Source organism: Acinetobacter sp. BWR-L5 (genome assembly GCF_039655985.1).
GTDB lineage: Bacteria > Pseudomonadota > Gammaproteobacteria > Pseudomonadales > Moraxellaceae > Acinetobacter > Acinetobacter johnsonii.
The window spans coordinates 667,625-690,795 of sequence record NZ_JAGFEV010000001.1 but is presented as its reverse complement, the minus strand read 5'-3'; the positions used below and the strand labels follow the sequence as shown (position 1 = coordinate 690,795).

Sequence of the window (23,171 nt, the reverse complement as noted above, 5' to 3'; positions counted from 1 at the left end):
TATGTCTTTCATTAAGAAGTTATCACCTGAAGCTCGAAAGCATATCGAGTTTTTATTACGTTCAGATCGCTACACCATTGATGAGATTCTTGAATTATTCAGTGAAAAATTCCCTAATGAAGCTCCAGCGCGTTCAACTTTAGGTAGAGCAAAGAAGAGATGGGATGAACATGCTAAAAAAATGCGTGAAATTGCCACTGCCAGTGAAGCATTAGTTGCTGAATTAGGCGAGGACACTGACGATAAAGCTGGTGCTTTTATGGTGCAAGGTATTACTACCTTGATTAACCATCTTGTACTAGATCAATTGCATGATGAAGACAATCCAGATGCTCCGATCCAACTCAGTATTAAAGATGCGCTTTCTCTAGCAAAGGCTTCTCGTGAATTAACAACAGCACGTGGCATGTCAATTGACCAACGTCAAAAAATTGAACGCATTGCACGGGAAAAGCTACTTGAGGAACAGGCTCAAAACCTTGAAGAAGCTGTATCAGCCAAAGGTATGACTGAAGAACAAGCCATGTTCTGGCGTGAGAAGATTCTGGGGATTAAGCAATGAGTACCATGAAACCTTTAGGCGATACAGTCCGAGTGCTTGGCTGGGATGATCTCCCCCCCAGTGTCCGTTCCATACCTGATGATTTTAATCCATTAGATGAAGGTGTTTTGATGAAGCACCAACAGGAATGGGCTGCATTAAAATCACGTATTAAACTTTGTGCGAAAGGTCGTCGAACTGGCATCACCTATGCTACTGCACTCAACAAAAGCCTTACAGCCGCAACACGAGTTTCTGACGGTGGTCGTAATGTCTATTACATTCCAGATGTAAAAGAAAAAGGGCTTGAGTTTATTGGCTATTGCGCAAAGATTCTGCGCGTAGTTGCTGAAGCCCAATCATTGGGTATTTCAAGTATTGAAGAGTTTATCTTTGAAGACCAAAAAGATAATGGCGAAACACGAAAAATCACTGCATGGCGTATTCGCTGTGCCAGCGGCAATCAGATCGTAGCATTATCAAGTCGACCTGCTGCTATTCGTGGCTTACAAGGTGATGTTGTTGTTGATGAAGCTGCTTTCCACGATGATGTTGATGCTGTTCTTGAAGCAGCAGCAGCTTTGTTGATCTGGGGTGGATCAATTGAAATTATCAGTTCGCACAATGGGAAAAAAAATCCATTCAATCAAATGCTACTCGATATTCAAGCTGGACGTTATGGCGAAAGTCAGGAAGATGCGGCAGCGATGATCATCACTTTTGATGATGCTGTTGCTAATGGCCTGTATGAACGTGTCTGCATGATGGATCGGAAAAAGGCAACTGCTGAAGGAAAAGAGAAATGGTACAACGGTATCCGTAAGGCATACGGCCCACGTTTAGCAGCAATGCGTGAAGAGCTGGATGCCATTCCACGTGATGGATCTGGTGCACGATTGCCTACAGTATGGATTGAACAAGCTATGCCAGAAGTTCGTCCTGTATTCCGTTTGACATTGAGTGATGATTTTACGATTAAGCCCGAACCTGATCGTCGCGCATTTGTACAAGATTGGTTGGATAAAGAAGTTCTGCCAGTACTCAATACACTCAATAAAAATCTACGCCATGTAGCTGGTCATGACTATGCACGTCATCGTGACTTTAGTCATTTTACACCTGCTGAGATAGATCAAAATCTTAATCGTAATGCACCATTTGTGATTGAGATGCATAAAGTTCCTACACGTCAGCAAGAACAAATTATTTGGTTCGTATTACGTAGGTTACCAAATCTAAGTGCAGTGTCTATGGATGCGACTGGTTCTGGAGAAACGATAGCTGAATATACAGCGGATGAGTTTGGGCATGACTTGGTGCACCAAATTAAAATTAGCAGAGCTTGGTATGGTCAGTGGATGCCTAAATATATTCAAGCCTTTGAAGATGGTGTATTGACTCTTCCGCGTGATGCTAACTTGGAATCTGATCACCGTGCGATTGAAGAATATGACGGTATTCCTATGGTCAATAAAGCCCGTTCACAAGACTTAAAAGAACCTGACTTATTTCGCCATGGCGATGGTGCATCCAGTGGCTGTCTGATGTGGCATGCCAGTTTAAACATGGTTTCTACAGATACACATATTTTAAGTAAAGGCTCACGTACAGCTTCCAATTTACTCCGAGGCTATAGATCTGGACAAATGACAAGAGGATTTCGCTAATGAATAAACAAGGTCTTTACATTGGCGGTGAATTTATGTCATTTGCTGAAGCAAAAAAAAACCAGCCAAACATCAACCAAATTGCCTCTCGTAGCACAGTTTCAGGCTTTAATTCATTGGGTGCAGTTTTACCCAATCCAGATATTGTCCTTAAGAAAATGGGCAAAGATATTAAAGTCTATAAGGACATCAAAGCCCACCCTGTAGTTAAAGGATGCTTGCGTCGTCGTAAAGCTGCCGTTAAAGCAAAAGCATGGCGAATCGTTCAAGATCAAGCATCAGAGCAAGTGTTTGAGCATATCAATAACATCTTTAAAAAATTAGCCATCAACAAAATTACTGGTGCAATGTTTGATGGAACGTTCTTCGGATATCAACCTTGTGAAATTAATTGGGCTTACACCGATGGAGCTTGGTTACCAGTCGATATTCAGGCTATGCCACCTGATTGGTTTTTCTTTGACGCTGAAAATAATCTGCGATTTAAAGATAAAAATGCGGGGCAAGCTGGCTTATTGATTGAACCCCGAAAATACCTTGTCCCTACGCAAGATGCGAGCTATGACAACCCTTACGGTGAACCTGACGCTGCACTTGTATTTTGGGCAACCGCATTTATGCAAGGCGGTTTAGAGTTTTGGGTACGCTTTACAGAGAAATATGGTTCACCATGGGTCATAGGTAAATATGGCAATAATTACGATGAAGCCAAGCAAGAAACCTTGCTCAATAACCTGTATGCCATGGTGCAAGATGCTGTAGCTGTCATTCCAGACAATTCACAAATTGAGATTATCGAAGCGGCTGGAAAGTCTGCTTCGGCAGATATCTATGAGAAATTTCTCATGTACTGCCGCTCTGAAATCAACATCGCATTGCTTGGGCAAAACCAAACCACGGAAGCCGATGCAACCCATGCCAGCGCATCCGCAGGTTCAGAAGTCACTGCCGACATTGCCGATGGTGACTGTGAAATGACAACTGAACAATTTCAGCTTCTGATTGACTGGATCGTGGATTACAACTGGGGTGGCCCTTCACCACAGTTTGAGTATTTTGAAGACTCGAATGGTGGTACAGAGCAAGCTGAGCGAGACTCCAAACTGTATGCAGCTGGTACACGCTTTACCAATCAGTACCGCATGCGTGAGTATGGCTTCCAAGAAGGTGATTTGGCAGAGCCAGCTCAAGAGCCAAGTAACTCAGTCGCATTTTCTGAGTATCAACAAGTACCACAAAACTTTGCTGAAGCGACCCTGCCAACATTAGAACAAGCTGCTGCCGATCCACTGAATGATATGGTGGGACGTTTGCGTCGTGTAGTGCAATCTGCAAAAGGTTTTCAAAACATCCAAGATACCGTGCTGGCCGAATTTTCAGAAATGGACTCATCTGAAATGGTCAAAGTGATGCAATTGGCAATGACCCTAGCAGAACTTGAAGGACGTGCGGAGGTTACAAATGAGTGAAATTAATTCACGCTTAGCTGAAAGCCTTAAAATTATTGAAGAGTTTGAAAGTGTAGAAATGGCTGAATATGAATATATGGTTTCAGCCTCTTATTCAGACCCATATTGGATTCGAGTGAAACAAGCTATTTTAGATTGTGGAGCAGCCAATGAGTGACTTCCAGCTCCAGTTCCAAGAGCAGATTGATTATCTCAGTCAGAAAGTTAATCTGCCTACCGAGAGTCATAGCGAAATCACATCACGTCAGCATGACCGTGCTTTTGTCGTTGCTGGGGCAATGAAAGCGGATTTACTCAATGACCTGCATAGTGCAGTCAATCAAGCCATTGCCGATGGTCAGTCGTTTAAACAGTTTCAGGATGGCTTCGATGTCATTCTCGCCAAGCATGGTTGGTTAAGCAATGAAGATGAAGGCTATAAAGCATGGCGTGCTCGGGTTATTTATCAAACCAATTTAAGAACCTCACATGCTGCGGGTCGTTATAAGCAAATGACTGACCCTGAAGTATTAAAACGACGTCCATATTGGGTATATCGCCATAACAGCACAGAGCACCCACGTATTTTACATCAACGTTGGAATGGCTTAGTTTTGCTAGCTACTCATCCTTTTTGGCGACGGAATTATCCACCCAATGGCTATGGCTGTAACTGTGGTGTTGATGCTATTAATGAACGCCAACTCAAAGCTATGGGCAAAACAGGTCCTGATGAGCTGCCTAACTTTGATGATGATCGAAGTGAATTTGACAGTGCTCCTGGTGCAAGCTGGTATCCCGATTTAGAAAAGTATCCCGAGCCTATTGCTAAAGCATTTGTGTCTGAAAATATGAGTGATGGTGTGTTTGATCGCTTTATTGAGCACACGTTTGAAGCTGTCGATATGATTAAAAACTCAGACTTAGCTGAGTCGACCTTGGCTAAAAAGCTTCGGACAATCAGTACATCTGAGCAGTATCCAATTGCAGTTTTAACAGCACCACAAAAACAAATGCTCGGTGTTAAAAGCCAAGTACTCCTATTTAAACAATCTGATGCTGTGCAGCAAATGGCAAAGTCTGCTGCGGGACTGAGTGGTGATCTACAGCACCTATTTGATCAGGCGCAGTGGATTGTCCGTATAAGCAACACACAATTCCTTTTACATATTGTTTTCGGTCAACGCAAATTCATGGCTGAGATTCAACAAAGTAAAGATGGGCTATTTTTAAAATCCTTTAATACTGCCAGTGCCAGTGAAATTAATGCAGCAAAGAAATCAGGTACGGTCTTGTCTGGAGCTTAAGCATGTTTAGTTATCAAATTAAAAGTGGCATGGTACTGGATGTGCTCAATCAAGTTGAAAGTACTTTAGACAATCCAAATCCGATGTTGGCTGATATGGGCGAGTTTTTAACGTCCAGCACCCAAGACCGTTTTAGGACATCTACAGCTCCAGATGGCAGCAAGTGGCAAGCCAATAATCAAAATACATACCTCAGCCTTTTAGGGAACAAGCATAGCGATGATGATGGAAAGCTTAATGCGAAAGGCATCAATCGTGTTGCTAGTAAGAAACCTTTGGTGCAAAGCAATAATTTAATGAATAGCATCCATTATCAAATTAGCGGCAACTTGCTTTTAGTCGGATCAAATTTGATTTATGCAGCGACTCATCAATTCGGTGCAACCATCAAGGCGAAAAATGCGAAGTCATTAAGTTGGAAGGTTGGCGACCAATCCATCTTTGTTAAGCAAGTGGTTATCCCTGCACGTGAGTACCTTGGTATTTCTCTTGCAGATGAAACAGAATTGTATGCCATTGCTGAAGATCATCTACTATCGTAAATAATGCGATTTGAGGGCCGTATGAGGTGTAATAGCTAAAATGACCCATTCTCAACCTTAAAGTCGCTGTTTTTGGCTTTATAAAGGTTTATAAATATATTTTAGGGTTTAACTTTGAGGGTGATTTTAGAAATGGCAGATATTGAAGAAATCAGACGTATTGCTACAGAAGTTAGAACAGCAATGGACACATTGATTATAGAAAACAAAATTCCGCAGTGGTGTACGCCTTTTAAATATTTTCCAAATATCTGTTGTGGAGATATGAGTATCATTCTATCAACACATTTTATAAATTTGGGCTTTGATCATCCAGATTATATTTGTGGGAAACATTATGATGATGACAACATCAATTCACATGCTTGGATTCGGTTGAATGGAATTTGTATAGACATTACAGCCGATCAATTTAGTGCTGAGCAATATGACCGTGTGATTGTTGAATACGAAAAAGACTACCCATTATTAAACAAATTCCATCCTGATCGTGAAGAAACATCAAAATATTCTATCGACACGGATATTCTTAGAAAAACGTATTCATTGATTCAAGAGCAATTAGAAAGGAACTAAACCTCTAAATTAGTTTAAAAGACGCGAAGTGCGTCTTTTTTTATGCTCAAGCCTCAAGAGGTTTATTTTGAGCAAAAGATGAAACCAATCAAAATTTTTAAAGTCGGCAAGCATACCAGCATGCAAGGGATTGTAAAAGACTATACCCGAGACATGCTGGCAACTTGTGTTGCTGCTTATAACCCACAAACACATGAAGCCCCGTTAGTTGTTGGGCATCCAAAGACTGAAGACCCTGCGATGGGTTGGGTCGATCATTTAGAACTTTCTGACGATGGCTACTTACTTGCCTATCCAAAACAAGTTCCTGCTGAGTTTGCCGAAAGCGTAAATGCAGGAAAGCATAACAAAGTTTCAGCCAGTTTTTATTTGCCCGATTCACCAGCTAATCCGACACCAGGAAAACTTTACCTACGCCATGTCGGCTTTTTAGGTGCGCAACCGCCTGCCGTAAAAGGTCTAGGTACTGTTCAATTTGCTGAAAATGAAGATGGCGTAGTGGACTTTGCTGATTGGGGACACAGTCTTGCTGCTGACCTATTCCGCAAAATCCGTGAATGGTTAATTGACGAAAAAGGATTAGAAGATGCGGACAAAATCGTACCGAATTGGCTGGTTGAGTCGTTGCATGAGTATGCTGATCGCAATCCTACCGAAGTTGCCTCAAGTTTCGCTGAATTTGCGGAAAACATCGGACTTGTACTTCCGCAAAAAGATAATCCAACGCCTACCGTTGATCATGCTGAAGTTACCAAAACCGCCCGTGAAATTGAACTTGAACAGCAACTGGCACAGGCTAATGCAACGCTTACAGCGCAAAAGATTGCGGAACAGAAATCCGTGGCAAGCGACTTTGCAGAAAGCCTTGTAGAAGCGGGCCAACTTCCACCTAAAGTTAAAGATAAAGCGATTGCACTTTTAGTCGCTTCACAAGCAACTGAACAAGTGGTGAGCTTTTCTGAAGGTGAAGTATCTATTGCTGAAGGCTTAAAAGCCTTGTTGTCTGACCTACCAAAAATCGTTGAATTTCGTGAACACAACCCGAAACGACAGGTCGACCCAAAAATTAACAATCCTACAAACCCACTGATTGCTGACGCTGAAAGTCGTTCAGCACGTTAATTCTGACCAATTTTAGGAGTCAAACATGCCTAGTTATAACCAACCAAAAGTTTTGGGTGATGTGCTGCTTGTAGAAGTAAAAGCAGGTTGGACCAAACAAAACGGACTTTTATCTGCGACAGCCGTAGTTCTTGCCATTGGCGTGGTACTGGCGCAAAAAGCCGATGGTGAATTTACCCCAATTGATTTTGCTGGTGCTGCACCATTAAACAAAGCTGCTGCTGTATTGGCAACCAATGTTGATGAATCAGCTACTGCACAGAAAGCTGTTTTTATTAAACGTGGTGCAACAGTAGCCAAAAATGAATTGGTCTGGCCTGAAGGTGCAACGGATGAACAAATTAAAACGGCTTTGGCTGAACTTGAAGCTTTGGGCATTGTTGCGCAAAACGCACATTAAGCCTGAAATACTTTAACCCTTTTAATTTTCAGTGAGAAAAAACATGAATTTAGCTGATTTATTTACACCCTCAACGTTGACCAAAGCCATTAATGCTTTGCCAAAGCCACCAAGTATGTTGGGTGATAAAAAGATTTTTAAAGTGATTCCAGTAAAGACTGTGAATGTCACGATTGAATCGATTAACGGAAAATTGGTATTGGTCAATAATACAGATCGCAATGCTGATCCTGACCACAAAGGCAATAAAAAGCGTAAACGCATTACCTTGGAAATTCCACATTTACCCAAAACAGCACAAATTTTGCCTGATGAACTTAATGTTCAAACTTTCGGTGAAGATGGTTCTGAAGGAACTGCACAAGCCCAAGTGATCAATGACAAGTTACAAGGTCTAAAAGATGACATTGAAGCGACCAAAGAATTTCACCGTGTTGGTGCGATTTCGGGAATCATTTTAGATGCAGATGGTACAACGGTAATTCATAACTTGTTCACGCTTTTTGGTGTATCACCTAAAAACATCAATGTTCAATTTAGTGTTGATACGACTGATATTAATAAACAAGTGTTAGATGGCAAGCGTCATGCCCAGAAAAAATTAGGTGGTGCAATTGTACGTGAATGGGTTGCTTACTGTTCATCTACTTATTTTGATGCATTGACTGCACATCCAAATGTACAGAAAGCATATGCAAATTGGCAAGCTGCTGAAGACCGTTTGGGTGGTGATAATCGCTCTGGGTTCACGCATGCAGGTGTCACTTGGATTGAATACGATGTGGAGGTTTTAAACGAAAAAGGTGAACCAACAAAATTCATCAAAGATGGTAAAGCGCGTTTAGTGCCAATCACCAATGATCTTTTTGCAACTTACCTCGCACCAGCCAATTATAACGAAGCAGTCAATACGCTTGGTTTAGAGATGTATGCCAAAGCTGAAGAACGAAAAATGGGGAAAGGTTGGGAATTAGAAGCTCAGTCAAATCCATTATCTGTTTGTACTGCACCTGATGCCCTTGTCGAATTCTCTGCAACCTAATCTGGAGCATAGGCCATGTACTGTACGGTTGATGATGTTCAAACACTGGTGCCACTGCATACACTTCGCGCTTTGACGCAAGACGATCCATTAAATGAAAACTTTGATGAATCTATTGTGATTGCTGCAATTAAGTATGCTTCAGACAAGATTGATGCTGCGGTTCGTGGACGTTATCCACTTCCGCTTCCACAAAAAGTCGATTTGTTAAAAGAGCTGGCACTCGATTTAGTTCGTCATCGACTGTACAGCCGTCGCCCTGATGGTGCCGATCTGCCTGATGCTGTTAAAGAAGGGAAAAAGTCTGCTGAGGCTGATTTGATCAAAATTCAAAATGGCCAGCTTTCTCTGGGTATTGAAAACTCAAAAAAAGCTGTGGATGAAGTCGGCCCTTGGCGCGTTAAAGCCCCAAAACGTCGTTTTGAAGGAGGGTTTTACTGATGGATGAATCGATTACTCAAGACATTATTGGTGATGTCGTTGCTCGCTTAAAACAGCATCATCCGACTTTGTCTGTGGTTGAAACACCTGACAATCCTTCAACTTACGCACTTCGTCATCCTGTTGGGGAAATTTTGGTGCAGTACACCAGTAGTGATTTTGCTGAACCAGATAACACTGGTGGTAATTATCCTGGTGCACCTGTTGTAGATCGTCCCCAACGTCGTCGAGTGAATATTCAACTTACGCTTGTTCTAAGGTCGTTGACTGGTGCAAATGGCACCACGGTCACATTAGACCAGGTTCGAAACAGTCTTAAAAAATTCCGTCCATGCCACTGCCTTACTCAAGTCTACTTTTTGGGTGAAGGTTTTATTTCTGAAAAGCAAGGCATTTGGCAATACGGACTCAGAACAGCCGTTGAGCTGTGGGAGAAATAACGTGTCAAAAGATGAAATTAAAATCGTCAAAGTGAAACTGTTAAAAGACCACCAACACGGGCAAATGCGTTATAGCGAAGGTTTGGAAATTGAAGTGCCTGAGCATGATGCAGAGTGGTTAAAAAATTTAAAGATTGCAGAAGATGCTAAGGCTTCTGTGGCAGCGGCTAAATCTGTAGAGGAAAAATCAGCATGACCATGAAAGATTTTGCATTCCAAGGAAAGATCTACCTTGGTGAAAACGTAAATGGCCGTCCACGTAACCTGAAATGGGTTGGTGACCAAAGTTCTTTAAACTTCGCTTTATCAATTGAAAAAGAAGAGCGAAAAGAAAATTGGTCTGGTAATAAAGGTACGTCCGTTGTCAATATTCAATCAAAAGCTGTTAGCCCAGAGCTAGTACTGCGTGAATTAACACCTGACAATATTTTACTAGGGGTACATGGCAAGCTTAATAAAGTTTCTGCTGGCTCAGTCACCAGTGAGTTATTGCCTACTGGGTTGGTTGCAGGTGAAATTATTTTGCTCGATAAAGGCAATATTTCTAATTTAGCCCTTACTGATAGCACAGCAGCTACACCTAAAGCTCTAGTTGAAGGGACTGATTACGCAATTGAATCCCCACACTCAGGGTTGATTAAAATTCTCGGTGTGGCAGCACCTTTAACTCAACCATTTAAAGCAGCCTACAGTCATGGTGGCATGACTAGTGTTTCTATGCTGACCGCTCAACCACCCGTGCGTTATTTGTATATGGAAGCAATCAACACGGTAGATGGTCGTCGTGCACGTGTTCATTTGTATAAAGTGCAATTTGACCCTATGTCGCAATTGCCATTGACCAGCCAAACCTTGTCGGATTTTACTCTCAATGGAGCAACCCTCATTGATGCAGTCAATACGCTTGATGACACCCTTGGTGGTTACGGCAAAATCGAATGGCTAGATGATGAGGTCGGACCATAATGGCTGAGCGCGTAAAAACGGAAAGCCGTGAAACTTCAGCAGCTGAAAAAGCTGCTGAGGACTTAACGGTCATGTTCCCTGACTCCAGTCTTACCATTGCTGGTGAATTGATCATTGTGGCTGAATATCCATTTATGCAGTGGTTGGAACTGAAGCCATTGCATACAGAGTTTTTAGATGAGCTAGCTGAATTGGTTGGGCATTCTGAAGAAGGTATTTTGATTGATGATCTAATGGAATTTTTTGAAAATCAATTTCAGCATGTGCAAGCCTTGATCTCTGCAAGCATTAGCAAACCTAAAGAGTTCTTTAAACCCTTAAAAAGTGCTGAAGTAGATGATCTAACCCTGATTTGGTGGGAAGTAAACAAGCATTTTTTTTTAAGAAGCGTACAGCGAACACTACGCAAGCAAAACAAAGTACTGCTCGATGGGCAGACATCTTCCAAGCCCTAATCTCCAATGGCCATGATAAAGCAGCTTTACAGCGTTACACACAACGTCAGTTAGAGCTGTTTTATGCCACCATTCTGCGTCAAAAAAATCATGAAAAAGCTGACCTCATCGAAGCAGTCAACCAAGGCTTTGGAGGCGGTCCCGAACTCTCTAAATACCTAAAAACACTGCGAGGTAAATAATCATGGCGAATAAAAACTTAAAAGTTGCCTTGCAAGTACAGGCCGACTTAAACCAAGCAAAGCGTGAGATTGGATCTCTTAAGGCTGAAATTAAAGACACCAGCAAGGTGGCAGATGCAGCAACAGCATCACAAGCCAAAACGTCGAAAGCTGTTGCTGTTACAGCAGATGAAGTCAAAAAGCTATCAGGTGCAACCAATTTAAAAGATGGCGTAAAACAGCTTTCAGACTATGAAAATTGGCTCAGCAAAACATCTGTAGCATCCAAAAATGTCGCTGATTCTAACAGTCTGATTGAGAAATCTATCACCAGTCTAACGCCTCATCTCACTGCTTTAATTGGGCTTTCGGGCGGATTTATTGCTGTTGCTGTAGATACACTGAATAAAGCGGTTGAGCTGAAAAATCTATCAAACCTAAGTGGAACCAATGTTGAGCAGTTTCAATATTATGTTGCGGGTGCGAAAAAGGTCGGGATTGAACAAGAAAAGCTAGGTGATATTTTTAAAGATACCCGTGACAAAGTTGGTGATTTCATTGCCACTGGGGGCGGTGAACTACAGGACTTTTTTGAGAATGTCGCCCCTAAAGTGGGTGTGACCGCTGAGCAATTTAAAAAACTGAGTGGACCTGAAGCATTGCAGTTATTCTTTAATACCTTGCGTCAAGCTGGAGTATCTGAAAATGAGATGGTGTTCTACCTAGAATCCATTGCAGATGAAGGCTCTGCTTTAATTCCACTTTTAGAGCAAGGTGGTGCTGGGTTTAAAAAATTCGGAGATGCTGCAAAAGAAGCTGGGGCGATTCTAAGTCAAGACACTGTTGAAAATGCCGTAAAAGCAAAAAGTGCTATAGGTGATTTTCAAAATAGTGTAACTGGGGTGACCAATACTTTAGTGGCCAATGCTGCTCCAGCCATCGTATTTGTTGCGGAAAATTTGGATGTGCTCGTTCGTGCTGGGTTGATTGTTGCCTCTATATTTGCTGGGCGAATGATTACAGCCACTGCTGCAACGACTATTGCATTTATTGCGGGTCGAATTGAAGCGATTAAATATCAAATGGCTTTGGCCAGTATGGCTGGTATTGCTACAACCACGGCAGCACGTTTGACTGCTTTAAGTACAGTATCTCGGTTACTTACAGCCGCAGGTGGGCTACCAGGACTCGCAATTGCAGCTGCGGGTGTTGCTGCAAGTTTCTTGCTCATGCCGAGTAGCTCGGATGAAGCCACTGATAGTCTGGAAGATCAAAGTAAATCAGTCACGGATCTGGCTGAAGAATATAAAAAGTTAGAAGCTACACAACAGCGTGTTTTATTACGTGAAGCAATTGCCCAAACTGAAAAACTCACGGTTGCTTACCGAGAGCAAAAAAATGAACTTTTAGGATTGGTTGATTCAATTCGACATAGTTCAGATGTCAGCGATGAATCCAAGAAAAAAGCGGAAGCCTTATTTGAACAGTACCGTCAAGGTAAAATCTCAGCGGGTCAATTGGCAACAGGCATCAACGGTTTAAAGGATGTGAGTGATAGCCTAAAAGGTTCTATTGATAAACAAGCAGGTTCAACCAATAAAGCCGCAGCAGAACTCAATAAGAAAAATCAGGTGGTCTCTGCATACGGTGGTCAAGTTGCATCAGCAACGATTTTGACTGATGGTATGGGTGAAAGTCTTAAAAATGTAGGATCAAATGCAGATAGTGCAGCCACAAAAGTCAAAGGTCTTGGTAAGGCTTACGATGATTATGTAGCAAAGCTAAGTACTGCAACTATGGACAATAAAATGATTGCAGGGTCTATGCAATCTGGAGTGTCTGAGCAAGAAGCACGTATGCGTCAGGAACTACTTAACGCTAAAAATGCTGACCCTAAAGCGACTCAAACTTATGGTGCATTAACACCTGCCGAAATTGCATCCATTAAAAGCAGTATTTCAGCTGAAGAAAATGTAAAAAATATTGTAGAGCAGCGCAAAAAACAGGAAGAAGCTGCCACCAAAGAAAAAGAGAAGCAGAAAAAAATTTCTGAACAGACGGCATCGATCAATAAAACAGTTTTGGCTCAGTCAAAGCAATATGACTATGCAGCCAAAGAAAAAGCACGAGGCCTCCCAAATGGCCTGCTATACGCAGTATCAACTCAGGAATCTGGTGGAAACCCTAATGCTCGTTCACCAGCAGGTGCAAAAGGTGCATTTCAATTTATGCCTAAAACTGCGGATCGTTTTGGCCTCTCAGATCGAACAAATGTGAATGCATCAGCCGATGCAGCGGCTAAATATCTCGAATTTTTATGGGAAAAATTCAATGGGGATTTAGACAAAGTTATTATGGCCTATAACGCAGGTGAAGGTAATGTTCAATCTGGCAAGGCTTATGGGTTTAAAGAAACGCAAGATTATCTTGTAAAAGTTAAGCGCAATTTGGCGGCCATTAATGGTTTGAATGATGAAAATGCTCAAGCCAATTTAAGTAAAATGGTAGCGGCAGAAAATGAATTACAGAAGCAGCAAGTTCAACAAGAACAAAATCGAATCTCTCTCCGGGAGTCGTATTATTCTGATGAAGAAAAGGCACTTTCTGAACATAATAAACGTATATCTGATCTCAATAAGGCTGGATATTCAGACACTGAATTGAAAGCGCTTTTAGAAAAAGAAAATCAACGTTATGAAGATGTGCTGAGCAAACGGCCTGAGATTTTAAAGCGTGTGCAAGACTCTCTAACATCATTAAATGAAAGCTTTTTACGATCTTCAGATAATGGCTTACAAGCCGATCTAAACGCAGTAGATGAAAAATGGAAGCAGCCTAAAGCAGACCTTGCAAGTTTGATGATGTCTGAACCTGATCCATTACAAGCCAATGAATACCAACAAATGTTGGTCAAAATTGATTTTGTGATTGATCAAGAAAAGCTCACATTGCAATTTAATGATGCAATGAAACAGCTAGAAGAATTGCAAAGTCTGCGCTCACAGCGCCAAGAGAATTTAAAAATTCAAAATGATGCGGGTCAGATTTCAAGATTTCAATATTCAGATGGTTTGGATGCAATTGACGCTGAGATGCTTCCCACTATGCAAACTTTAGCAGACCAAGCCAAGGTCTTGGCTGAAAATCTTGGAGATGCTTTTTCTGTTGCGAAAATTGAAAATTTCACTGCAAGTCTTGCGAATGTTGATACAGAGTCTAAAAAGTTCTTGCCTACACTCGGTCAAATAGAGGAAAAAATTGCAGGCGGTATGACTGATGCAATTATGGCTTGGGCAGATGGTACACAGTCGGCTGGCGATGCATTCAAACAATTTGCATCTGACTTCCTCCGTGAAATTGCTCAAATGATTTTAAAACAGATGATTTTTAATGCGATTAAAGCGGCATCATCTGCTATGGGTTACTCAGACGGTGGATTAGTCACAGGCTTTGCTAGAGGTGGGTATACAGGCGCAGGTGGTAAATTTCAAACAGCAGGTTTCGTGCATAAGGATGAATTTGTGATTCGCAAAGAGTCCACTAGCCAACCTGGCGCAAAAGAATTTTTGTGGTCATTTAACCAAAACGGGATGGAAGCTTTAAACAAGTTTAAGGGTTATGCCGATGGCGGTTTGGTTGATGCACCCAATATTACGGTGCCTGATATTCAAGCCCCGAAACTGAATGATCCTACCGCTCAGATCGCAAGTGCCACCAGTTTTAATGCGAACCAAAATTTCTATTTAGTAGATGACCCAGCAAGAATTTTAGACGTTCTTAAATCTGGTGCATCGCAAGAAAATTTAGTGGTCATGATGTCACGTGACCCAGCTAAATTTAAATCTGCTCTTAAAATTGGTTAATTCTAACGTTAGAAAAAAGTTCTAAATTAGTTTAAAAGTCAAATTTCAGATACTCCGCCACACTAGGCGGAGTATCTGTTTTTGGACTGTAAAAATGCCTCATGCAATTGGTTATGTTGATAACAGCGGCGGCACACTCGCCCACTATAAAATGCTGGAAAAAATCCGTGACGTTGCTGTAGCTTCAGGTCTTTGGGAGGTCATGCGTTATGACACTAGCATTGCAAACCGCGAGCTCATTTTAAAAGGCAAAGGTTACACAGGCACTGAAGAGATTTATCTGGGTGTCCGAACCTATCAAGATGCATCGGCAGATTACTACAATCTTTGTGTCGGGACATTTACTGGTTATGTGCCATCCAATACTTTTGACACACAACCAGGCGTTTGTCTTTCGGGTGTGCCAGCCCATAACCAGCGCATTGATTACTGGCTCACTGTGAATCCGCAACGGATTGCCTGCTGTATGAAAGTGGGTACACCCGTATATGAGCATTTTTATATTGGGAAGTTCTTTCCCTACGCACGTCCATCACAGTATCCATATCCAATTGTTTGTGCAGGCATGTTAAATGGCGCGACTGCAACTCGATATTCAAATACTTCCCATTCCATGCCTTACAAAGGTAATCGCGTTAATTTAGCTATGAGATTCAATACGGGCGTGTATTTACAGCCTGAAACCCATCCGTGGAATAACACCTATTTAGCTGGTTCAACTCAACTACGTGATACCAATGATTCTTATCCATTGCTGCCCGTCATTCTGAATGATGCGAATGGCATTTATGGCGAATTAGACGGTATCCGTTACGTCAGCGGCTTTAACAACGTTGTTGAAAACACCTGTGGCCCTGATTGGGTAGTTATGCAGGACGTGAGCCGTACTGGCTTTGCAGATTACATCGCTATGAAATTAGATGTATAAGGAGAAGAAGAATGGCGTATTACAATGGACAAGCTTCCAGTTATCAAGAATTATTAAATGCATTGGTTGGTGCATGCACTCAACCTGACAATGCTTGGATATGGAGCAATGGTGTTCTACATAAGAGCGATCTTTTTATTGGCTTTTCTATATCTACAAATGGAATTATTTGTCAGGGAGGAACTGGACTAGTCAATGGAATTTTACAAGGGACGACTGGTGTAACTCCAAGACTAGGGCGATTTTCAACTTCACTTTTTCCTCTTTTTCCTTGCAATTATCACATTTTTATTTTTGAGGATGAGGTTTATCTCATAGCCAAATTTGATTCAGATTTCTACTATTTGGCATTTGGGAAATCAACATTAATTTCAAATGGCGGGTTGTGGGTTTCTGCTTCTACTGGAGCTGATGTTGGCACTAATACAGGATTGTCAATTTCCACTTCCAGTGGTGCAGGTTATTGGGCAACAGCTTGTGCGCCGTTTTGGGGTACATATAACAATGGGGGAAATTGTTTAAATTCGATTATTCTTCATAATTTAGATGGCGGAAAATGGTCAAATTACTCAATAACAGCAAGCGTTTTATACTCAATATTACCGTTACATCGATTAATGCCCTCTACTTTTTTCAGTGATGCCATTCTTCTGCCATACTCGGTAACTTTAGTGCGACCACAAGATAAGAGAAGCATTGTTTGTGAGTTTCAAAATGCTCGTTTTACTAGAGTTGATAATTTTGAATCAGAACAAATCATCAACTTAGGTTCTGAGAGGTGGATGATTTTTCCATTTTATAGAAAAAATATTGATGTACGGGATGGTGGTTCAAACATAAATCATTCTGGAACCCTCGGCTGGGCTATCCGTTATGACGGACCATAGGAGACGAACCTATGGCAAATCTCAATTTTTGGCTATCCCAAGGCCCACTTAATCCTGATCATAATCCTTTAATTACGGTCGACTTTGAAGGTTTTATAGGTGAAGAATGGTATCCCTACCATGAGTCCATGGTATCCATTTCACCTGTATTTTCACTCACTACACATTATCCAGTCGAAGCTAATGGTCATGCCATTCAATACATCAAAACCAATAGCTATTTTGATGACTTTTATAATCGCATCCATATCTCACCAGCATCGTTAGAACTGGGTAATGTCGCTTCTGAGCAAGTGAGTACCATCAATCTCTGGAATGCGTACCTAACACCTAAAATTCTTCAAAATATTGAAGGTGTTGAAGAAGGTTTAAATATATCTGGGCAACCCAATCCACCATTCAATTTTGCTGCACTACAAGAACGTGCATGGAATATCAGTATTTTGCCTGATGGCCCAACCACGATTGATGCAAACATCATTTGGCAGTTTGGTGAGGACCAAGCCACCTTGCATATTACAGGCACACGGATTGTTGCCTTTGGCTGGTTAGTAGATTGGTCAAAACCTGTTACTGAAACCTTGCAATGGCTCACTAACATTCTACAAAGCAAAACAGGTCATGAGCAACGTCGTAGCTTACGTTTATCGCCACGGATTCAGTTTGATGCAGAACTATTGTTATACGATGCAGAGCGCCAATTCTTTGAATTAGCCATGATTGGCTGGGGCACAAAAAACTTTGCTATGCCGATCTGGCCACAACAGCAATGGTTAAAAACGACACATACTATGGGTGGTATGATCATCTATTGCGATACGACCTACCGTAATTTTAAAGCCAATCGTTTAGCGATATTACGTGGTCAGACTGCTTTTGATAATGAAACAGTAGAAATTGAAAGTGTACTGTCAGATCGCCTGATTTTGAAACGTCCATTACAAAAGTCGTGGTCTAAAGGCACGTGCCTTTCTCCAGCGATTACCGTACGACTAAATGGGCAACCAAATTTGCTCAAACGCACGGATCGTATGATGCGTACCGCCATTTCACTAACTGCGACTGAAACACTAGATCATATCGAGCAAATACCGTCTACTTTGTATCGAAGCTATCCAGTATTAGAACAAGCCCCCAATGAGCAAAATGATTTAACACACTCTTATGAGCGGTTGTTATCGCAACTGGACAATAAAACGGGTCTGGTATTGCAAAAAGATCATGCTCAGGAAACCTTTGGTTTATATCAGTACGATTGGATGACTTACGGTCGCCAAGAACAAGCTAATTTACGCGCTTTATTCTATGCCTTACGTGGTAGTCAAAAGGCTCTTTGGTTGCCAACATTCAGTGATGATCTAACGCTTAAATCCATCATTGTTGCCAGTGGACAAACCTTAGATGTGCAATGGTGTGGTTATAGTCGTTTTGCTCAATCACAGCTGGGACGTCAAGACATTCAAATCAGGCTGAAAAATGGCACGGTGCTGTACCGTCGCATCACGTCATCCACGGAATTGGATAGCAATACCGAACGTTTAGCAGTAGACCAAACTTTTCCCGTTCAAATCTTACCGACAGACATCATTCGTATCAGTTTTATGAGCCTTTGTCGCTTATCTAACGACAGTGTGGTGATTGAACACCTGAACGATAGCGATGGTATTGCCAAATCATCGGCAACTTTCCGTGGAGTGCGTGAATCATGAGTTTTGCAGAATTTGAAACATCTTTGCAAAACGGACGACCTGTCCGCTTATATCAGTTCCAGCGTGGTCCATTGAAATGGGGCTATACCAATGCAGATCGGAACATTAGCCATCAAGGTATTACGTTTAGGGCACTTGTAGGTGGAATTTCTGATGATGGCATCCGTCAAACGGAAAATACAACTTCAGACCTTCTGACTCTCACAATGTCTGCTGAACTTGATATCCCTAAAATGTATCGTATCGTAGCACCAGCTCAGACCATTAGTGTGACCATTTTTGATTTGCATTATGGTGACAATGGCTTTCTCGTTGTTTGGATGGGCATGATCGTCGGGGTGAAATTTCCGAATGATTTTACAGCCTCAGTGCAATGCCAGACTTTAGCTGCATCATTAGAACAAACAGGACTGCGTAAAACATGGACACGCATATGTCCACATCAACTCTATAACCCCGACTGTGGTGTAGCTCGTAATTCCTTCCGCGTCGATGGACAAATTAATTCACTTGATGGGGTCAGCATTAATTTCCCTTCCGCAGCAGCTAAAACTGATGGATGGTATTCAGGGGGATATGTCGAATGGACCAGTCAATATGGCAGTGAGCAACGTGGTATTGAATTACATCAAGGAGCGGTGCTGTCTTTATATGGCGGCACTTCAGGCTTAGCTGCTGGCCAAATAGTTGCTATTTACGCAGGTTGTAATCGTCTATTTACGACCTGCCAAACGAAATTTAATAACGTCTTAAATTATGGGGGTACACCTCATTCACCAGGCAAGTCTCCATTTGATGGTACACGAGTATTTTAGGAGCAAACTATGTGGATTCAAATTGCTCTATTCGTAGCATCATTAATTATCAGTTATGCATTACAGCCTAAACCACTTCAGCCTAAAGCGGCTACTATTGATGATTTTGACTTACCTACTACAGAAGATGGAACACCTAAAGTCGTCATTTTTGGTGATGTTTGGCTTACCTCCTGGTGTGTGATTGGTTTAGGAAATTATCGCAATAAAGGTATCTATAAAAAGCAGAAAGGCCTTTTTGGATCAAAACGAACCAAGACAGGCTATCGCTACTTTATGTCATTGCACATGGGGGTTTCTTTAGGTCTTGATGATTTAGTTGAAATTAAGGTCTCAGATAAAACAGCATGGAAAGGCGCGATTTCATCTGCTAACCGCAGCACGATCAGCATCAACCAACCTAATTTATTTGGTGGTGATGAAGCTGAAGGTGGAATTCAAGGCAGCATGATCATTATGCGTGGTGCAGCCGATCAACCCGCATTAGCAGAGTTGGAAATGATGTATGGCACAGTCATCAGAGAAGGCTATTACGAAAATGTTGGGGTTGATTATCCTGGTAGTAAAGGTGACTGGGTACCACCCATTATTGAACCAGCAGCTGTGCCAGCTTATCGTGGTTGTGTAACGTTTTTCTATGATGGCTTAATCTGTTCAAACTCCCCATATCCTAAGCCGTGGTCATTCCGAGCACGACGTACAACTTCTAATTGGGATGGTGCCACTTGGTATCCAGAAAAAGTTACGATTTGGATGAGTAACAACCAAATTAAAGCCATGAACCCTGCGCATATTATTTATGAGGCACAAACTAATCGTGTTTGGGGGCGCGGTTTTGCTTCAAGTCAAATTGATGTCGCAAGTTTCAAAGCAACAGCGGATCAACTCTATACTGAAGGTTTTGGCTTATGTTTGGCATGGCGTAGACAAGACAGTATTCAAGCATTTATTCAAGAAGTCCTCGATCATATTGGGGCTGCGATGTTTGTAGATCGAATGACAGGACTTTGGCGCTTAGACCTAATCCGAGATAACTATGATGTGGCGACATTACCAAGCTTTAACTTCAGTACAGGTTTACTTCGTATTGAAGAAGATAATAACGCATCAAATGACTTGGTCACCAATCAAACCATTATTTCTTATATTGACCCAATTACCAATGAGTCACGACCAGCACGGGCTGAAAACTTAGCCGCGATTCAACGTCATGGCATCATTTTGCAAAATAAAAATTATAATGGTTTACCCACTATAGATATCGCTGGACGTGTTGCTGCGCGTGATATGAAGGTCGCACAAAGCGGTTTGAAGCGCTTTAAAGTTGTATTAGACCGACGTGCTTACGCGTTACAGCCTGCATCAGTATTTAAATTAGAGCTACCTGAGCGCGGTATTAATTCAATTGTCGTTCGTGCAGTACGAGTTGAACATGACTCTATAACGAATGGTGAAATCACAGTAACAGCCGTTCAAGATGTCTTTGGTTTGCCCGCTACAAACTTCATTCAAGACCAACCCAGCTTATGGCAGCCGCCTAATTTAGATCCTGTACAGATCACAATAGTTAAGCTGTTGGAAATTCCATACGCTCAATTGCTTGAGAACTTCACCGTTGAAGATATTGGTCGCATGACGAACCAAGCTTATCTCATGCCTTTAGCACGTAAGCCAAATACACTTCAGCAAGATTTCAATATATTGGCAAAAACAATTAGTGATAGTGCTTATGTGGACGTTGGTGAAGGACAGTATATTTTCAATGCCTCATTGGCTGAAGCTGTGCCTCTTGGTGCATCCTCTGTTTTGGTTACATTCGCACAAACTTTAGATGAAAGTATTGTCAGCGTTGGTCAATGTGTATTGATCGATGATGAAATATTTAGAGTTGATGCAGTACTCAACACAGGTAATCAAGTCATGCTTGCACGTGGTTGTATTGATACTGTACCAAAAGCGCATAGCCTAAATACTATGGTTTGGTTCTATGGTGATGTGGCAACAGCTGCTGAACGTTCTTTCACAGGTGGTCAAGTCGTCAATTTAAAATTGCTTTCAAGAACAACCACTGGAGAGTTCAGTGAAGCCTCTGCTAACACATTGAGCATTACAGGACAGAATCGTATTGCACGTCCATATCCTCCAGCAAATGTTCTATTGAATGATGTGGCTTATCCAGCGACAGTGAGCACTTTAAATAAAGTGTCATGGCGTTTTCGTAATCGCGTAGTTCAAGGTGCTTCGATTGTCGATCAGCAAGCCGTTACTACAGTAATTGAAGTAGGTGTGACTTATAGCATCAAACTTTATAAAAAGACCTCTAATGGTGGTTCATTTGCACTGGTTGCTGAGAAAAATGGTATGACTGATTCAACGGTCTATATCAACCCATTACCAGATCAAACAGGCACAACATTAATCGCCGATTTTAGTAATGCCGTTGCAATTCGCATCGAACTTTATGCAGTGTTAAATAGTTTTGAGAGCCTGCAAAAGCATGTGATTGATGTGGATATTGTCGTATAGGTAGTTTTAAATCAGTTTAAAAGATTTGCTGGCGAAGTAAGTCTACATTCAAAGTTCTTTAATAATTTAGTTTTATCAATTTTTAGGAGACGGGAATGTGACTGAGAAAACGTTAAGCATTGCAACTGTGGCGACTGGTGTGCTTACTGCCGTAACTACAGGTCGTACCATCTATCAAGCAGCTGCAAATGCCATGGATGCTGTTGAGGTTCAAGGCAACTTGACTGGTGCAAAGAAGAAAGAAGCAGTCATGGCATTTATTAAAAGCATGGTTATTGATATTGGTTCAAATTGGGATGTGTACGAGAAACTTATCTCAACTTTTATCGATCAAATTAAAACAGCCTACAATGCGGTAAAAGATCTATTCAAGTAATTGGGTGGAGATAAATACTGGGAGCTGCTCATTGCGTCAACAATAAGCAGCTCTCATGACAGGTCTAGTGTCATAAGCAAGCCCAGCAATCGCGATCACGATTGCTCAAGCATACAAAAATGAAAAGCTTTTGCACAAGGTGGAACTGTATGAAAACTAGCCCAATTATCCCTTGGATGGGTGGTAAGCGTAAACTTGCGTCGCGCTTGATTCCAAAATTTCCAAAACATGACTGCTATGTAGAGTTGTTTTGTGGAGGAGCCGCTTTATATTTTCTAAATCCTGAGCCTGCAAAGGTTGAGGTCATCAACGACGTTGATGGTGAACTAATCAATTTATATCGCGTTGTTCAGCATCATCTTGAAGAATTTATAAAGCAATTCAAATGGGCTTTAACCAGCCGCACTATGTTCAAGTGGTTAAAGGAAGCCTATTGTCCTGGTCTAACAGATATCCAGCGTGCAGCTCGTTTTTACTATCTACAACAGCATGCTTTTGGTGCTAAGCGAGTCGGTCAGAACTTTGGCTATGCACCATCAGGTCGACCTATCAATCTATGCAGAATCGAAGAGAATCTCTCCGAGGCTCATATAAGGTTGTCAGGGACTTATGTTGAACAACTAGCTTGGCAGGATTGTTTTAATCGGTATGACCGAGAGTACACATTCTTCTATGCAGACCCACCTTACTTCGATACAGCAGGATATAGTGTTGATTTCGGCTATGACCAGTACAAGGATTTGGCTAATATTATGAGCAGCTCAAAAGGCAAAGTAATGGTCTCACTAAACGATCATGAAGAAATGAGAAATGTGTTTAAAGATTTTAGAATTGAATCTTTGGATATTAAATATTCCTTAACCTCCAAGGCAAGTGCAAAGAGTAAGGTTTCTAAAGAAATTGTGATCTGTAATTATTGAAATTGTTTTGCGTAGAGTGAAATGCGCGATTAGATTAAT

At 41.6% G+C, this 23,171-nt stretch carries 23 protein-coding genes; all 23 read left to right on the top strand.

Annotated features, from left to right (window positions below):
- The first annotated feature begins 1 nt into the window (after position 1).
- The 23 genes from JZ787_RS03370 to JZ787_RS03260 all read left to right on the top strand — a co-directional run bounded on the left by JZ787_RS03370 (position 2) and on the right by JZ787_RS03260 (position 23,132).
- The gene (locus tag JZ787_RS03370; RefSeq protein WP_346311659.1) at positions 2 to 562 is read left to right on the top strand and encodes a phage protein Gp27 family protein; all 561 of its coding nucleotides are present in this window, start codon (positions 2 to 4) and stop codon (positions 560 to 562) included.
- Entirely contained in the window at positions 559 to 2,208 is a 1,650-nt protein-coding gene (locus JZ787_RS03365) for a hypothetical protein (RefSeq protein ID WP_346311658.1), read from the top strand. The genes JZ787_RS03370 and JZ787_RS03365 overlap by 4 nt, the downstream gene beginning before the upstream one ends.
- A complete protein-coding gene (locus tag JZ787_RS03360) occupies positions 2,208 to 3,677 on the top strand; it encodes a DUF935 family protein (RefSeq protein ID WP_346311657.1) in 1,470 nt (489 codons plus the stop codon). Before JZ787_RS03365 ends, JZ787_RS03360 begins: the two co-directional genes overlap by 1 nt.
- Positions 3,670 to 3,834 (top strand): hypothetical protein, encoded by a 165-nt coding sequence (locus tag JZ787_RS03355; protein ID WP_346311656.1) that lies wholly within the window; start codon positions 3,670 to 3,672, stop codon positions 3,832 to 3,834. Before JZ787_RS03360 ends, JZ787_RS03355 begins: the two co-directional genes overlap by 8 nt.
- Positions 3,827 to 4,963: a phage minor head protein gene (locus JZ787_RS03350; RefSeq protein ID WP_346311655.1), complete on the top strand. Its 1,137-nt coding sequence runs from the start codon at positions 3,827 to 3,829 to the stop codon at positions 4,961 to 4,963. Before JZ787_RS03355 ends, JZ787_RS03350 begins: the two co-directional genes overlap by 8 nt.
- A gap of 2 nt (positions 4,964 to 4,965) precedes the next feature.
- A complete protein-coding gene (locus JZ787_RS03345; protein ID WP_346311654.1) occupies positions 4,966 to 5,505 on the top strand; it encodes a phage virion morphogenesis protein in 540 nt (179 codons plus the stop codon).
- A 132-nt stretch (positions 5,506 to 5,637) separates the two neighbouring features.
- Complete coding sequence (locus JZ787_RS03340) at positions 5,638 to 6,081, top strand: hypothetical protein (protein ID WP_346311653.1); 444 nt, start codon at positions 5,638 to 5,640, stop codon at positions 6,079 to 6,081.
- A 78-nt stretch (positions 6,082 to 6,159) separates the two neighbouring features.
- Entirely contained in the window at positions 6,160 to 7,203 is a 1,044-nt protein-coding gene (locus JZ787_RS03335) for a hypothetical protein (protein WP_346311652.1), read from the top strand.
- Positions 7,204 to 7,228: 25 nt separating this feature from the next.
- On the top strand, positions 7,229 to 7,603 hold the full coding sequence (locus tag JZ787_RS03330; RefSeq protein WP_346311651.1) for a head decoration protein: 375 nt from the start codon (positions 7,229 to 7,231) through the stop codon (positions 7,601 to 7,603).
- Positions 7,604 to 7,646: 43 nt separating this feature from the next.
- Positions 7,647 to 8,645 (top strand): major capsid protein, encoded by a 999-nt coding sequence (locus JZ787_RS03325; protein ID WP_130113615.1) that lies wholly within the window; start codon positions 7,647 to 7,649, stop codon positions 8,643 to 8,645.
- A gap of 15 nt (positions 8,646 to 8,660) precedes the next feature.
- A complete protein-coding gene (locus tag JZ787_RS03320) occupies positions 8,661 to 9,086 on the top strand; it encodes a DUF1320 domain-containing protein (RefSeq protein ID WP_130113616.1) in 426 nt (141 codons plus the stop codon).
- The gene (locus JZ787_RS03315) at positions 9,086 to 9,526 is read left to right on the top strand and encodes a Gp37 family protein (protein WP_346311650.1); all 441 of its coding nucleotides are present in this window, start codon (positions 9,086 to 9,088) and stop codon (positions 9,524 to 9,526) included. Before JZ787_RS03320 ends, JZ787_RS03315 begins: the two co-directional genes overlap by 1 nt.
- A gap of 1 nt (position 9,527) precedes the next feature.
- Positions 9,528 to 9,722, top strand: a complete 195-nt coding sequence (locus JZ787_RS03310) for a hypothetical protein (protein WP_346311649.1) — start codon at positions 9,528 to 9,530, stop codon at positions 9,720 to 9,722.
- The gene (locus tag JZ787_RS03305) at positions 9,719 to 10,492 is read left to right on the top strand and encodes a hypothetical protein (protein ID WP_346311648.1); all 774 of its coding nucleotides are present in this window, start codon (positions 9,719 to 9,721) and stop codon (positions 10,490 to 10,492) included. The genes JZ787_RS03310 and JZ787_RS03305 overlap by 4 nt, the downstream gene beginning before the upstream one ends.
- On the top strand, positions 10,492 to 10,947 hold the full coding sequence (locus tag JZ787_RS03300; protein WP_130113620.1) for a DUF6631 family protein: 456 nt from the start codon (positions 10,492 to 10,494) through the stop codon (positions 10,945 to 10,947). The genes JZ787_RS03305 and JZ787_RS03300 overlap by 1 nt, the downstream gene beginning before the upstream one ends.
- A 184-nt stretch (positions 10,948 to 11,131) precedes the next feature.
- Positions 11,132 to 14,971 (top strand): transglycosylase SLT domain-containing protein, encoded by a 3,840-nt coding sequence (locus tag JZ787_RS03295; RefSeq protein ID WP_346311647.1) that lies wholly within the window; start codon positions 11,132 to 11,134, stop codon positions 14,969 to 14,971.
- 94 nt (positions 14,972 to 15,065) lie between these two features.
- Positions 15,066 to 15,899, top strand: coding sequence for a hypothetical protein (locus JZ787_RS03290; protein ID WP_346311646.1), 834 nt, complete (start codon positions 15,066 to 15,068; stop codon positions 15,897 to 15,899).
- Positions 15,900 to 15,910: 11 nt separating this feature from the next.
- Positions 15,911 to 16,786, top strand: coding sequence for a hypothetical protein (locus tag JZ787_RS03285; RefSeq protein ID WP_346311645.1), 876 nt, complete (start codon positions 15,911 to 15,913; stop codon positions 16,784 to 16,786).
- A gap of 11 nt (positions 16,787 to 16,797) precedes the next feature.
- A complete protein-coding gene (locus JZ787_RS03280; protein WP_346311644.1) occupies positions 16,798 to 18,495 on the top strand; it encodes a hypothetical protein in 1,698 nt (565 codons plus the stop codon).
- The gene (locus tag JZ787_RS03275) at positions 18,492 to 19,310 is read left to right on the top strand and encodes a phage BR0599 family protein (RefSeq protein ID WP_346311643.1); all 819 of its coding nucleotides are present in this window, start codon (positions 18,492 to 18,494) and stop codon (positions 19,308 to 19,310) included. The genes JZ787_RS03280 and JZ787_RS03275 overlap by 4 nt, the downstream gene beginning before the upstream one ends.
- A 9-nt stretch (positions 19,311 to 19,319) precedes the next feature.
- Entirely contained in the window at positions 19,320 to 21,836 is a 2,517-nt protein-coding gene (locus JZ787_RS03270) for a hypothetical protein (RefSeq protein WP_346311642.1), read from the top strand.
- 97 nt (positions 21,837 to 21,933) lie between these two features.
- Complete coding sequence (locus tag JZ787_RS03265) at positions 21,934 to 22,212, top strand: hypothetical protein (protein ID WP_346311641.1); 279 nt, start codon at positions 21,934 to 21,936, stop codon at positions 22,210 to 22,212.
- A 149-nt stretch (positions 22,213 to 22,361) separates the two neighbouring features.
- The gene (locus JZ787_RS03260; protein ID WP_313042006.1) at positions 22,362 to 23,132 is read left to right on the top strand and encodes a DNA adenine methylase; all 771 of its coding nucleotides are present in this window, start codon (positions 22,362 to 22,364) and stop codon (positions 23,130 to 23,132) included.
- Positions 23,133 to 23,171: the final 39 nt, after the last annotated feature.